Raw genomic sequence first — 13,220 nt, 5'->3', positions numbered from 1 at the left:
GTTGCCACTAATCGGCAACCGGGGTTGGGAACCGGCCTCGTGAGTCTTGGATGCTTCAGCTCTACTTCAAAGTCCTGCGGGTCTATGAAGCACCTGGGGCAGAGGAAGAGACTAAAATCCTGCCGTCAAGCGAATGGGGCATCAGAAACCCCATCCGCCCATGCGGTGGGGTAGTTCATCAGTTTCCGGCTTCTCTGGCTGGATAAGGATCTTGCTGTTCTGCCCACTATTTCCTCTGGCTTCGTGAAACTTCATTCTCCCCCCACCCATCCGGTTGGCCGTTCCTCCAGCACGTTCTCCCTCGTTTGCGCGGTGGGCCTGATGGATCGCTATGTCCTCTCGGAGATGCTGCTGCCGTTTCTCTTTGGGGTGGGAGCTTTCACAACCTTGGTGATGGCGGTGGGATCCCTGTTTGAGCTGGTGCGCCTGGTGGTGGAAGCGGGTCTGTCGCTTTCGGCGGCGTTACAGGTGTTTGTGTTGCGGGCGCCGGGGATCATCGTTTTGACGTTCCCGATGTCCATGTTGCTGGCCACGTTGCTGGCCTATGGGCGCTTGTCTGCCGACAACGAGATCACGGCCTTGCGCGGATGCGGGGTGAGCCTTTACCGCCTCATGGTGCCTGCCCTCGTCCTCAGCTTGCTGGTGACGACGTTAACGTTTCTGTTCAATGAGCTGGTGGTGCCGGTGAGCAATCGCCAAGCGGCCACGACTTTGAATCGAGCTTTAAATCGGGATCCCGACTTCCGGCGGGAGAATATCCTCTACCAAGAATTTGGCGAGATCCTCATGCCTGAGCCGGACGGCACCTTTTCCCGGCGACAAGGGCTAACCCGTCAGTTCTACGCCCGCAGCTTCGATGGGAAGCAAATGCGCGGCATTATCGTCCTAGATTTTTCCAACGAAGCGCTCAACCAAATCCTGCTGGCCCAACGGGGACGCTGGGATCCCCAAGAGAATCTTTGGGTGTTTGAGGATGGCACCAACTACATCGTTTCTCCTGATGGCACCTACAGCAACATTGCCACCTTCAGCCGGCAGGAGTTGCGCCTGCCTCGCGCACCACTGGAGCTGGCTCAAGAGATCCGCAGCCCTGAGGAAATGAACATTCGAGAGCTGAACCATTATATCGAAGTGATTGCCAGCTCTGGCGATCTGCAACGGGTGCGTCGTCTACAGGTCAGCCTCAACCAGAAGTATGCCATTCCCTTTGCGTGTCTGGCGTTCACCCTGATTGGGGTGCCTTTGGGATTGCGCCCGCAACGCACCGGTTCCTCTTTGGGGTTGGGCATCAGTGTGCTGATTATCTTTGCCTTCTATGTGCTGCTGTTCATCACCCAGGCGCTGGGACAAATTGGGACGCTGGGGCCGGCAACGGCGGCTTGGTTGCCCAACTTCATCTGTGCCGTCGTAGGACTGGGGTTGCTTCACCGAGCCAATCAATAGCTGCTGGGCACCGTTTTTCCAGATGTAGGATCAGGGTTGCCTATGCATTCTGGAGAGCCCCCCATGGAAATCCAAGCCTGGATGAATTGGATGTTCGGAGGATTGGCCCTGCTGATTTTGGGGGGAGGCATGCTGATGATGTTCACCACGGTGTTCACCACCAAAGGGCCCCAGCCCGAAGATTCTCAGTCGGATCCCAAAAAGGGGTGAGCCTAGCCCAAGGCCCGGTGACCAGTGGGATCCCTGGCATCCAGCTACATGCCTTCATGGGTTGTCAGTCTGGGCCGAGAGAGAACTAGTCCCGCTCCTGTTGGCGGAGCCGCTGCAGAAGCGAGAGGGGTTTCTCTTCCTCTGGCCCTTTCTTTTCAGTCGCAGTTGGCAGGGCGGCTGTTTCTGTTTTCTGAGGTTCGAGCAAGAGCTTGGCGGCTTCTGACTCGACGGCTGGAGGACGAGCCGGGTTTTTCCCTTGTTGGCCGGGCAGGGGCACAGACTCCAGAGTGGCCAGTAAAGATTGAATATGGCTGTGGGTTTCCGGATGGTTGCTGGCGGCATGGGCCAAAAGGGTGAGCTGCTCTTTGGCTGCGGCCAGGTTCCCCAGCTTGAGATCCACCAAAGCCAGTTGATAGCGGGCCTTAAAGCTACTGGGATCCACCTCTACCGAGCGTTGAAAGGCAGCGCGCGCCTCCGCCAGCTTGCCCTGACGGGCGTAGATCAAGCCGAGGTTAAAAGGCACATCGGGATCCCGTTCGCTGGGCAGCACCAAGGTTTTTTCTTCCAGTTCAATCGCGCTCCGGTAGGCGTTGATGGCCAAGGTATGAAAGCCCATCTGCAGGTAGCGGGCTCCGTCTTCCTTCAGTTGGGCGACCGTCGGTTCTCCTGTCAGTAGGGTCATGGGCGGTTGTGCGTAGGCGGGCATGGCCATCGCCAAACTCAGCAAGCATCCCGCCGTTCTCAAGCCCAGGGGGACAGCCTGACAACCGCTCTGCTGCTTATTCATCACCATGATCTGTTTCCTCCAACCACATCAACACCACTTCATTCCACCCCTCTGGGCCGGGGAGCTGAGCCAATTGCCATTGGGGCAGGGCCTCACTCCAGAGGCTATCCGCAATTGGGCTGGGAAGCACCACTTTTTGCTCCGTCCACCGCAAAAAGGCCACATCGGGCGGGGAACAACCAATGCCCAAAGCCTTGATAGGGCCCAAATGCCGTTGATAGCAATCCAGCAGCCGCCGCACCGCCTGCTCCCCCGGCAAGAAATTGGGTTCTGCGGCCATCGTTGGCCGTATCCATCCGGTCAGATACCATTGCGGCAGGCTGGAGAAGTGGAGCTGACGCACCCGCAGCAGATGTTGGGTGAGGTTGGCCTCTTGTTGGGCAAAAGCTTCCCGTAGGGTTTCGGGATCCCCGGAATAGCTGAAAATCTCACTGTACTCTCGCTGCTGCGCCCGCTCCGCCTCTTCCAAAGGGATCCCGGTGGCAGCGGCCAGTTCAGAGGCAGTCCAATCCCCAAACCCGATCAAGTCCAAGTGGAAATCTTGGCGCACCTGTTGCAAGATGCTGCGCAGGCGAGAATAGGGCAGACCCAAGGCATACACGTAGTAGGGCGGTCGGTGTTGCCACTGCTCATCCAGAATGCCCGCCGGGAAGTAATGCTCAGGCACGTAAACGGCGGATCCATCCTCGCAGATGAACGGATGCTCCAGGCGTAACTGCCGCCGCACCTGCTCCAGTTGAGCACGGGTGCGCAGGCTGTAGAGCACCAAGGGAATGGAGCGGCGCTCTAGGGCAGCCAAGGCTTGTCGGGCAGCACCATAGCTGTTGGACTCCAGATCCAGCAAGCTGCCATCCAAACTGGTAAGGACAAGTCGCATAGGCGCAGGAAGGGAAAAGGTGCTGGCCCCGTCAGAATTGCAAGTAGCGCGACCGGGATCCCTGAAGCGGCCAACATTACCCATGATCCAATAGCTTGACCAATCTGAGGGGGGTTAGCCTCAAATGCTCTCCCTCAAAGCATCTGGGTGAATGGGCAATCCGTGCGCCAGAAGTGGTAAAAGCTCGATTGAGCACTACAGAATGCGTGTGTCGCCGAAGATCTTGGCTCAAAAACCAGCAGCAGAGAAGACAGACAGATTGAGTGGGTCAGTGGCTAGTTCTCTGTGCCGAAGGCGCGATCCCCTGCATCCCCCAGCCCGGGCAAGATAAATCCTCGATCGTTCAGCCGCTCGTCAATCATGGCGCAGAAGATTTGCACCATCGGGTAGTGGGATCCCAACCGCTGTAACCCTGGGGGCGCTGCCAATGCGCAGACAATCCGGACCAAGCTGGGATCCGCCCCCCGCTTTTTCAGCTCATCCAAAACCCACAGCAGCGTGCCCCCGGTGGCCAACATCGGCTCGGGAATGAGAATGCGCATCTGCTCAGGGATCCGCTCTGGAAGGCGATTGAGGTAGCAACTGGCCTGCAGCGTTTCCTCATCCCGCACCATACCGATGTGAAAGATCCGCGCCTGGGGCAAAAGGGCTTGACAACCCTCTAACATCGCCAAACCGGCTCGCAATACAGGCACAATGCCCAGCAGGGTATCCGGCGCAATGACCTCCGCGGCAACGGGTTCCAAAGGGGTTTGCACCTGAACGGTCTGGGTGGGGATCCACTCCCGCATCGCCTCATAGGTCAGCCAACGGCCCAGCTCCGACATGGCCGTGCGAAACAGGGGCATGGGAGTCTCCGCATCCCGAGCCACAGTTAGCCAATGCTTGATGAGCGGGTGAGGGGGGACATAAACACGAAGCTGCTGACTTGCCACGGGAGAATGCCTCAATCTGGGCGGTAGCATAGCGGGTTGCCTCAGCAGAAAGCAAGCTCTCCAATTGGCCGCAACTCCATCCCGACCGGGGATAAATTGCCAACAGCTCCGGCAAATGCTCAAGGGGTGGGGCTCTTTGACCCAGCAAGATTGCGGCAGAATGAGATCTGCAGGTTACTTCGAGCGCCGGTCATGTTCGGTGGCTACAGGTTTGGGATAGATCGGGGCAAGGTTGGTTTCGGGTTTTGTTCCTCTTGCCATTTGCGAACTGAGGTGCTGGCCCCAGGGCAGCTTGGCCTCCCGCCGATGGAACCGAACGCCAACGGCTCTCGTCTGCAAGTGCCGGTAGCCGGAGATACCGCTCTGCCCAAGGGTTTCTGGCTTAATGGGGTGTCGCAAGTTACAGCCTGTTCACAAATTAAGGGATACAAAACTTAAGGGATACAAAACATCGTGTTTCTGAGGCTTGACTCCGATGAGGTTTAGAACAAGTAGGTTTACAACCGTATCCGTAGCCCCTCAATAGGCTGTACCTGCATCTTTGGCCCCCTCACACCTTGCAAGGATTAGCTTAGGGAGAATGGATTATGGCTTCGTCTCAACCCTCTGACTCGAACACCAAGGCTCTGAGCCGCCGTCAGCTTCTCAAAGTGGGAGCCGCAGCCCTTGGGGGCGGTCTGCTGGCGGCAGGGGGCGCCCAAGCTCAGCGCAAACCCTCTCCCACCCTGATCGTGGCTCAGGGATCCGGCCTGGATCGCGTTTCCTACGCTACCAACTGGTATGCCCAGGCGGAACACGGCGGCTTTTATCAGGCGGTGGCGACCGGCATCTACCGCGAGCATGGCCTGGATGTGACCATCAAGATGGGTGGCCCTGGCATCAACATCACCCAAGTTTTGGCCGGTGGAGCTGCCGAATTTGCCATGGGAGGAAGCACAGGGGTGATCAATGCCGTGCGAGAAGGGATCCCCTTGGTGTGCGTGGCGGCCATTTTTCAAAAAGACCCGCAGATCATCATGGCCCACCCTGGCACCCAGCGCTTTGAAGAGCTCAAGGGCCGGCCCATTTTCGTCTCAAAAGGGGGGCTTGCCACCTACTGGCCCTACCTAAAGGCCCGCTTTGGCTTCACCGACGATCAGGTTCGTCCCTACAACTTCAACCCCGGCCCCTTTTTGGCGGATCCCAGCTCAGCTCAGCAAGGCTATCTGACATCCGAGCCTTTTGCCATCCAACGGGAAGGGGGATTTGAGCCGGTGGTCTTCCTCCTGGCGGATTTGGGCTACAAACCCTATGCCACCACCATCGAAACCCGTCGCCAACTGGTGGAAACCAAGCCCGACTTGGTGCAGCGATTCGTGGATGCCTCTATCAAAGGCTGGTACAGCTTCTTGGAGGATCCCCGTCCGGCCTATCGCTTGATCAAGCAGGACAACCCGGAGATGACCGATGCCCAGTTGGCCTACAGCTTCGAGAAATTGCAGGAGTACGGCATCATCTTGTCCGGCGATGCGTTGGAAAAAGGCATTGGCGCCATGACCGACAAACGCTGGCAAGACTTCTTCGACAGCATGACAGTGGCCGGCGTGTTTGAGCCAACCATCAACTACCGGGCTGCCTATACGCTGGACTTCGTCAACAAAGGCACGGCCTACTACACTGCCTGACCAAGAAAACCGGGTTTAGCGCTCCGCGCTGCTAAAGCGAACAAGCCCCGCCCCCTGGGACGGCCTCTGCTTCATTGCTACACGACGCTTTCGCGAACGCCTATGACGGCGCGGAGTGCTTGAAAGAATCCCCTGCCTTTATGCAGGGGGGAATGTCAACCTGAGCCAAGTCCTCGCTAGATGCTGTTTTACTGCTGCGCAACGCCGTCGCAACCGATGCTACTTTGGGGAAACAACCTAGGCCCAGCTCCAGCTCAACCGAGCGCCGCGAAAGGCTTCTCCGAGCGTCTTGGCTAAAGCAGAGTCAGCCAACTGCAGGAGATACGCTTTCTGCTATCGCTGCGCGCTGCTCCTGCGAGCCCATTAGCGGGACAAAGTCCTTAGATCGCGTCCAGCTTACAGAGGAACAAAGCCGTTATTGCTACGCAACGCTGTCGCGACAAGAAGTCGAGAATGATAAGGAGAGACTCTATTGCTACGCAACGCTGACGTGACCGTCCAGGAGATTGTTCGGCTCAAACAGGAAAGGCAGGCGGTCATCCTTGCCCATTCCTATCAGCTCCCCGAAGTTCAAGAGGTAGCAGACTTTGTGGGAGACTCCTTGGGGCTGGCTCGAGAGGCTCAAAAGACGAGCGCCCAGGTGATCGTCTTTGCGGGCGTGCATTTTATGGCAGAGACGGCTGCCATCCTCAACCCCGAAAAGACGGTGCTGCTGCCGGATCTGGAGGCGGGCTGTTCCCTAGCCGACAGCATTCGCCCAGAAGATGTGCTGCGGTGGAAGGAAGCCTGCCCTGAGGGCTTGGTGGTGGCCTACGTCAATACCGCTGCAGAGATCAAGGCCCTGGCGGATGTCTGCGTAACCAGCGCCAACGCAGTTCAAGTGGTGGCCAGCCTGCCCCGGGATCGCCCCATCTTCTTTGTGCCGGATATGTTTCTGGGAGCCCACGTTGCTCAGGTAACCGGGAGGGAGCTGGATCTCTTTCCGGGAGAGTGCCACGTGCATGTCGGCATCCGGGAAGAGCACCTCAAGGCGATGGTGGAAGAGCACCCTGGAGCGGAGTTCCTCATTCACCCCGAGTGCAGTTGCGGCTCTAGCTGTCTCTTTCTCAAACCGGATGCCAAGCTGCTCTCTACCGAGGGCATGGTGCGCTACGCCAAAACCTCGGAAAGCCGCGAGTTCGTGGTCGCTACTGAGGTGGGCATTCTCCACCGGCTCAAGAAAGAAGCTCCAGACAAGACCTTCATCCCTGTCAAGGCAGAGGCCGTTTGCGAGTACATGAAAAAGATTACCTTGGAAAAGATTTATCGCTCCCTGCAGGAGATGCGCCACGTGATTCAGGTACCCCAGGACGTGGCTGAGAAGGCTCGCCGGTCGATTCTGGCCATGCTGGCAGTGCCTGCCGGGGCTTAAATTGGAGCGCAAGGACTACGTGGCGCTGCTGCAAGAGTGCTATGCCTACGGCAGGGAAATCGCACCGCTAGTGCGATGGCAAACTGATCTGCTGATCCTGGGAGCGGGGGTGGCGGGGGTGTACGCAGCCCTGTGGGCCGAAGCCCAGGGGGCGACAACTCTGGTGGTAAGCAAGGATCCCCTTCCCTCTGGCTCTACCCCTTGGGCGCAGGGTGGGGTGGCTTTTCCTGTGGATGAGGCGGATGTAGAGGCCCATCTCCGAGACACCTTGCAAGCGGGCCGTGGCCTGGTGGAAGAAAAGGTGGCCCGCTCCATTGTGGAGGAAGCACCCTTGCACCTGGAGAGGCTTTTACGCTGGGGCCTTCCTTTCCATCCCCAACCTGTCCGGGAAGGGGGCCACTCCCAAGCGCGGGTTCGCCATCTGGGGGGGGATCGGAGCGGACTGTGGCTCCTGAGAGGTTTGCTGGCTCGCCTCAACAGGCTGCCTTTGCAGGGCTACACAGCCCTCAGCTTTTTGCTGGCGGGGGACAGGGTGGCGGGGGCCTTGCTTCTTGGCCCTGAGGGGCCGGTGGAGGTGAGGGCCGGGGCAGTTCTCCTGGCTACGGGAGGATTTGGCAGCCTCTTCCCCGTCTCGACAGCTCCCTCGGGAGCTACCGGCGATGGGATGGTGCTGGCTTGGCGGGCAGGGGCCATCCTCAGGGATCTGGAGTTTGTGCAATTTCACCCCACGGCTTTGCCCAATGGAGCGCTGGTGAGCGAGGCAGTAAGAGGAGAAGGGGCCGTTCTCCTCAACGCCTTTGGGGAGCGTTTCATGCCTCGGTATGCGGAGCGGGGAGAGCTGGCGCCGCGGGATGTGGTAGCTCGAGCCGTTTTCTGGGAGCGGGAGCAGACAGGGGGAACCTACCTGGATCTGCGGGTCGTCGAACATCTGGAGGAGCGTTTTCCCACCGTTGTTGCTTCTGCCCGCGCCTTGGGGTTGGATCCCACCAAGGATCTGCTGCCGGTTGTTCCCGCCGCTCACTACGTGATGGGTGGGATCCGAACGGACGCTTTCGGCTTCACCGGACTGCCGGGCCTTTATGCTGCCGGGGAGGTGGCTTCCACGGGGCTACACGGGGCCAATCGTTTGGCTTCCAACAGTCTCTTGGAGGGGCTGGGTTATGGGCAAGCGGGCTGCTTTGGCTGCCTTGCAAGACTTGGGAGAGGTGAGCTTCGCCCGGCGACTGCAAAGGCTACCCGTTCTGGCGGCATCTCCCTCCATCGTGCCGGCTCTGAGGCAGCGAGTTGGGGAAGCTTTGGGCGTTGTGCGCGAGGGAACACGGCTGCGGGCTTTTCTGGCCTTTGTCAAGGAACTTCCCCTGCAGGAAAAGCCTTGGGCCAGCCGGGAAGAGGCTGAGGCAGGCAGTCTGCTTTTGCTCGCCCGTCTTGTAGCGCAGGGGGCGCTGCTGCGGGAAGAAAGCCGAGGAGCCCATTTCCGCGAGGACTTTCCCCAGGAAGGGGAGCCCTTCCATACAGAGGTGCGTGGTTCAACTTTTTGTCGTCATAGTCATTTCGATTCAAACTAGGTTGTGTTGATCTTTTATTTGAGCCAAAAGAGAGCACTGACGAGATAGAGAAAACTCAAGAAGTTTCTTGCCAATTTGTCAAAACGAGAAAATAGATGTCGGTACTGCTTTAAGATCAACACGACCTAGCTTAGGGCAACGCTGAAGAACTCCACCGCTTCTGCCAACACGTCCAAAAAGCGATCCACCTCCGCCAAGGTGTTGTACAGGTAAACACTGGCTCGGGCAGTGGACTGTACTCCCAAATAGCAATGGAGAGGCTGAGTGCAGTGGTGCCCTGCTCGAACGGCAATGCCCTGCTCATCCAGCAAGGTAGACAGGTCGTGAGGATGGACGGCCTCCACCGAAAAGCTGACCAGCCCTGCCCGTCGCGCCGGATCCTTGGGGCCATAAACCCTAATACCCGCTATGCGCTGGATCCCGTCCAACAGGTGGGCAATCAACCTTTGTTCGTGGGCATGAACCCGCTCCAGACCGATCTGGCTCAAGTAATCTACGGCTGCCCCTAACCCCACCGCCTGGGCAATCGCCGGCGTACCGGCTTCAAATTTGTGGGGGATATCCGCATAGGTGGCGTGATCCCAGTACACATCGGCGATCATCTCTCCCCCGCCCAAAAAGGGAGGCATCGCTCGCAGCAGCTCCCGCCTGCCGTAGAGGACGCCGATCCCCGTTGGGCCACACATCTTGTGCCCCGAAAAGGCCAACCAATCGCAATCCAGCGCCTGGACATCCACAGGCATGTGGGGCACGCTCTGGCAGGCATCCAGCAAAACCTTGGCTCCGTAACGATGGGCCAGTTCAGTAATCTCCTGAACGGGGTTGATGGATCCCAGCATGTTGGAGACCTGGGTTACCGCCACCAAGCGGGTGCGGTCGCTGAGCAAAGACCGGTAGTGCTCCAGATCCAACTCTCCCTCTGGCGTGATCTGGATGAACTTGAGGTGGGCTCCCGTCTTCTGGGCCACCCATTGCCACGGGATCAGGTTGCTGTGATGCTCCATCACCGAGAGGACGATCTCATCCCCCCGCTCCAGATGGCTCAAGCCCCAACTGTAGGCCACCAGATTGATGGCTTCGCTGGCATTGCGGGTGTAAATGATCTCCTGAGGAGAAGGCGCGTTCACAAACTGAGCGATCTTTTCCCGCGCCCCCTCATAGGCATCTGTGGCTTCGTTGCTCAGCGTATGCACCCCGCGATGCACGTTGGCATTGCAGTGTCGATAGTAATGATCCATCGCCTGCAGGACTGCCAGTGGCTTTTGAGAAGTGGCAGCGTTGTCAAAGTAGATCAGCGGGTGGCCGTTGATCTGGCGCTGCAAAATCGGAAAATCTGACCGCACCTGGGCAGCCAGGTCGAAAGAATGATCAAGCTTGAAAGAAGAAAGGGGGGATACCGCCATAGTCTGCGCAAAAGGCCTGCTTCCCTCAGTATGACATTGCTTCGGGCCAGCCCTCGGCCAACCCCTCTGCCCAAACCGTTGCAACGGCCAGGGATCCCTTCCTCCCTGACCTGAAAGCGAAGCTTGTCACAAAATGTAACTTTGTGTTAAGTTTGGTTACAGCAACCAATACGAGGTATTAGCAATGCAATCGTCTCCCAGAATCCCTTCTCGTCTGGACTCCGCTTCTGTTGCCCAGTACTACGACACCACCAACGACTGGATCCCAGGCTGGACAGAGCAAGCGGAGCGTTGGAATGGACGCTTGGCCATGTTGGGCTTGGTGATCAGCATTGCTACAGAAGCGGTGCTGGGCCACAGTGTTTTTGCCAGCACTCTCGCCCAGTGGCTAGGTCTGCAATAACCTGCAATAATTTGTCGAAGAACTTTTCGGTAGAGCCACATTGGACATCTCACAGACTTTCTCTTTGGCTTTGAGATGTTACAGCTCTACCCTTTTTGGGAGCTTTTTCATCCTTCAATCCCTATCTTGACAATCCAATGATGCTTGACAATCCCTTCCTCCCCTACATTGCCGTAATGGTGGCCGGGTTGGTGGCTGCTGTTGTGATTGGTTCGATGGCTTTCTTCAACTCCAAGCGCCCTGCCGGTTGGGAGAGTGCCAGTCGCCCGCGGTATGTGCCGCAGTACGGTCAAGATGGCGATACCCCGCCGGAGTGGGAGATTGGCTGGACGGAGAAGGCGGAGCGATGGAACGGACGGCTGGCCATGTTGGGGTTTGCCATAAGTGTTGTGGTAGAGGCCATTGTGGGCCACAGTGTGTTTGCCTCTGCACTGGGGATCCACTGATCCAAGTTGAAAGCTGTCCGGCGCCCAGTCGTCTCGAGGAAATAAAGGCGGAAGCTATGGAAGCCTGCTTTTTCCTCATGCGTGCTCTTTGTCTTTGCCGTGCAGTACTACCTTGCTTATCTCCTGGAAAGGCTGTACCCAAAGATCGGTGCCTCCTCCATTCGGTTGGTGTCTAGCCATCTGTTGCCTGTCTAATATGATTCTCAAAGGTGAGACGTGCTGGAAGCTCAGAAAGGTTCATAGGGATACCCACAAGCTTGAGTGTCTTGAAAAATAGATGGAAGTTATCTACCTTGTCACAGCGGAAGTAACAATCAGAGCTCTTTGTTGACCTAGACCCTGAGATAAACTCCAGGCGGAATACGTAACCATCCTCACTATCAATGCACAGCTTAATCTCTTTGATAGCCTGGATCCTAAATAACAATCGCTCTGAAGAACCGAAATCCTTGACTCTAACGTACTCCCTACTTATGGCAACGCATCCAAATGAAACCTCTTGTCCACGCTCAATTGCTTCTCTCATGCCTTTCCAGCGCGTGGAGCAAATGTAGCTGGCTACATACCTCATCAAAGGCAAAGACGGGGAAGATATAGATACGACAGGATTTCCTTGGCAATTGATGTAGTAGCTGTAGTATGGGTAGCATTCTGATTTGACAAAACCGACACTCTTCTTACTGAAGTCCACGTTCACTGAGACAATTTCGTTATACCTATAGGCAAGTCTGTTCTGCTTTCCTAGGATGTCACGATAGATGTCATGATAAATGAAGCCATTGCTCAAAATAACAACCCTAGATTTATAGGGTTGATTTGAGTACCAATAGTACCAAAGAAGCATCGATAAACCACCCAACAATCCAGAAAAAGCCATAGCAATAGGAGGTATGCCACTGGCCAAAGTGCTAGGGATCCATGTCCCTAAGGCAGAAAGTATTGCCGATAGAACTGCGAAGATAGGAAGTCCAATAAGTAGCAATGTAGATAAAGATACCGACACAACACGCATCAGCAAAGTAAAAGGGCTCCATTTCTCGATTGGCGTTTCTTCTGTTGTTACGAGGTATCCCAGTGACTTATCCCGTACCAGCTTTGTCTCGGCCTCTAATAACATCACTTATCCCCCCTCACTTCTTGGATAAGCTCCATTGGCAATCTATGCCAAAGTAGTGTTTAGAGACAAACTCATAATCTATTCTGTTTCACCACTGGATAATCTTTTTCTGAACGGCTGTCATACACATGGCAACGCGAGCATTGATCTCATCCTCAGAGCCGAAAATATCCAACTTTTCTTTGAGCCTCTGGATACAGTTTTGTACGGTCTTCTTGCTGGTGTGAATGCGATCTGCGATGGCCTGATCGGTGAGGGCTTCTTTGCAGAGCAAGTTCAAGACCTCAATTTCTCGTTCCGTCAGCTTCGTAAGACCGCGCAACTCCCGCGGCATGCGCAATTCTCCATTGAGGGCACTTTTGGCCCCCTCCAAAAACACGGTGCGCCGTTCCATTTTGTTGACCGCGGCAAACCCACCCTGGTGTTTGCTGATCAGGCCCACCAATGGAGTTAGCAGCAGCGGCTCGCTGGAATAGGCCATCACATTTAGGGTGGGGTAGTTCTCAAAGATATGACGCAGGAACTCTAGGCCAGGCTCGGCAGACTGCTCCCCGCTGGTTTGACCGTAGAGCAGATCGGCTACAACCAAGTCCGGTTGTTCCCGCTGCAAGCGCAGGATGGCGTCCATAGGGTTGGTGACCGTAATGCACTGAGCATCGGCTGCAATCCGTTGCAGCCACTCACAGTTGTTCTGGGCCACCTCTGGATGATCTTCGACGATCAAAAACTTGAGCGGGGCAGTGGTGCTTTCAACCTCGGGCATCAATCCACTCCTCTAAATCCTTATCTTGTAGTCCATTCTCTGCCGAGCGAGCTTGGCCGAGATGCGTTCGTCGGCAAGGGATCCGTCTGCAAGCATAGCTCCCAGCCGACTACCCCAGTGTAGCCTCAGGTAGGGGCTTAGAGGTGAGCCTGGGGGGGTGGGAAAGGACAGGTTAGGCTAGAGGGTGACGTCAACC

14 protein-coding genes and 1 pseudogene are annotated in these 13,220 nt (G+C 56.7%); 8 read left to right on the top strand and 7 right to left on the bottom strand.

The genetic code is table 11. From position 1 onward, the window contains the following. Positions 1-321: 321 nt before the first annotated feature. Together NW838_RS03565 and NW838_RS03560 are read left to right on the top strand one after the other, a co-directional pair. Positions 322-1,443 (top strand): LptF/LptG family permease, encoded by a 1,122-nt coding sequence (locus NW838_RS03565; RefSeq protein ID WP_414358395.1) that lies wholly within the window; start codon positions 322-324, stop codon positions 1,441-1,443. 63 nt (positions 1,444-1,506) lie between these two features. Next, positions 1,507-1,653: a hypothetical protein gene (locus NW838_RS03560; RefSeq protein ID WP_187147235.1), complete on the top strand. Its 147-nt coding sequence runs from the start codon at positions 1,507-1,509 to the stop codon at positions 1,651-1,653. An 85-nt stretch (positions 1,654-1,738) separates the two neighbouring features. On the opposite strand, the gene NW838_RS03555 is transcribed toward NW838_RS03560, so the two are convergent. From NW838_RS03555 to upp, 3 genes are all read right to left on the bottom strand, one after another. After that, a complete protein-coding gene (locus tag NW838_RS03555) occupies positions 1,739-2,446 on the bottom strand; it encodes a tetratricopeptide repeat protein (protein ID WP_414375473.1) in 708 nt (235 codons plus the stop codon). Continuing rightward, the gene (locus NW838_RS03550; protein WP_414358400.1) at positions 2,433-3,401 is read right to left on the bottom strand and encodes an HAD hydrolase family protein; all 969 of its coding nucleotides are present in this window, start codon (positions 3,399-3,401) and stop codon (positions 2,433-2,435) included. Before NW838_RS03550 ends, NW838_RS03555 begins: the two co-directional genes overlap by 14 nt. 191 nt (positions 3,402-3,592) lie before the next feature. After that, the gene (gene upp / locus NW838_RS03545) at positions 3,593-4,282 is read right to left on the bottom strand and encodes a uracil phosphoribosyltransferase (protein ID WP_414344397.1); all 690 of its coding nucleotides are present in this window, start codon (positions 4,280-4,282) and stop codon (positions 3,593-3,595) included. A 557-nt stretch (positions 4,283-4,839) separates the two neighbouring features. Between upp and NW838_RS03540 the strand changes: the two genes are divergently transcribed. From NW838_RS03540 to NW838_RS03525, 4 genes are all read left to right on the top strand, one after another. After that, positions 4,840-5,916 carry an ABC transporter substrate-binding protein gene (locus tag NW838_RS03540; RefSeq protein ID WP_414427506.1) on the top strand — a complete coding sequence of 359 codons (1,077 nt, stop codon included), beginning with the start codon at positions 4,840-4,842 and terminating at the stop codon, positions 5,914-5,916. Between the two features lie 472 nt (positions 5,917-6,388). Then, positions 6,389-7,327, top strand: a complete 939-nt coding sequence (nadA, locus tag NW838_RS03535) for a quinolinate synthase NadA (protein WP_414358379.1) — start codon at positions 6,389-6,391, stop codon at positions 7,325-7,327. Position 7,328: 1 nt separating this feature from the next. After that, positions 7,329-8,723: an L-aspartate oxidase gene (locus NW838_RS03530; RefSeq protein WP_414427505.1), complete on the top strand. Its 1,395-nt coding sequence runs from the start codon at positions 7,329-7,331 to the stop codon at positions 8,721-8,723. Beyond that, positions 8,632-8,892, top strand: coding sequence for a hypothetical protein (locus NW838_RS03525; protein ID WP_414427504.1), 261 nt, complete (start codon positions 8,632-8,634; stop codon positions 8,890-8,892). Before NW838_RS03530 ends, NW838_RS03525 begins: the two co-directional genes overlap by 92 nt. A 14-nt stretch (positions 8,893-8,906) precedes the next feature. On the opposite strand, the pseudogene NW838_RS03520 reads toward NW838_RS03525, so the two are convergent. Then, positions 8,907-9,005: pseudogene (locus tag NW838_RS03520) on the bottom strand (IS5/IS1182 family transposase); the annotation flags it as partial. A 12-nt stretch (positions 9,006-9,017) separates the two neighbouring features. Further along, entirely contained in the window at positions 9,018-10,295 is a 1,278-nt protein-coding gene (locus NW838_RS03515) for a cysteine desulfurase (RefSeq protein WP_414358268.1), read from the bottom strand. A gap of 184 nt (positions 10,296-10,479) precedes the next feature. Here NW838_RS03515 and NW838_RS03510 point away from each other — a divergent pair, with 184 nt between their 5' ends. Then, complete coding sequence (locus NW838_RS03510; RefSeq protein WP_011433585.1) at positions 10,480-10,698, top strand: hypothetical protein; 219 nt, start codon at positions 10,480-10,482, stop codon at positions 10,696-10,698. 137 nt (positions 10,699-10,835) lie between these two features. Further along, the gene (gene psb35 / locus NW838_RS03505; RefSeq protein ID WP_041437432.1) at positions 10,836-11,144 is read left to right on the top strand and encodes a photosystem II assembly protein Psb35; all 309 of its coding nucleotides are present in this window, start codon (positions 10,836-10,838) and stop codon (positions 11,142-11,144) included. A gap of 172 nt (positions 11,145-11,316) precedes the next feature. On the opposite strand, the gene NW838_RS03500 is transcribed toward psb35, so the two are convergent. Both NW838_RS03500 and NW838_RS03495 read right to left on the bottom strand, forming a co-directional pair. Further along, entirely contained in the window at positions 11,317-12,261 is a 945-nt protein-coding gene (locus NW838_RS03500) for a hypothetical protein (RefSeq protein ID WP_414351995.1), read from the bottom strand. Between the two features lie 88 nt (positions 12,262-12,349). Next, a complete protein-coding gene (locus tag NW838_RS03495; RefSeq protein WP_414357526.1) occupies positions 12,350-13,024 on the bottom strand; it encodes a response regulator transcription factor in 675 nt (224 codons plus the stop codon). Positions 13,025-13,220 lie beyond the last annotated feature (196 nt).

It is taken from the genome of Synechococcus sp. R55.2, assembly GCF_047462075.1.
In the GTDB taxonomy this organism is placed as follows: Bacteria; Cyanobacteriota; Cyanobacteriia; order Thermostichales; family Thermostichaceae; genus Thermostichus.
Note: the sequence above shows the minus strand (reverse complement) of the source record. Positions and strands in the feature narration are given on the sequence as shown.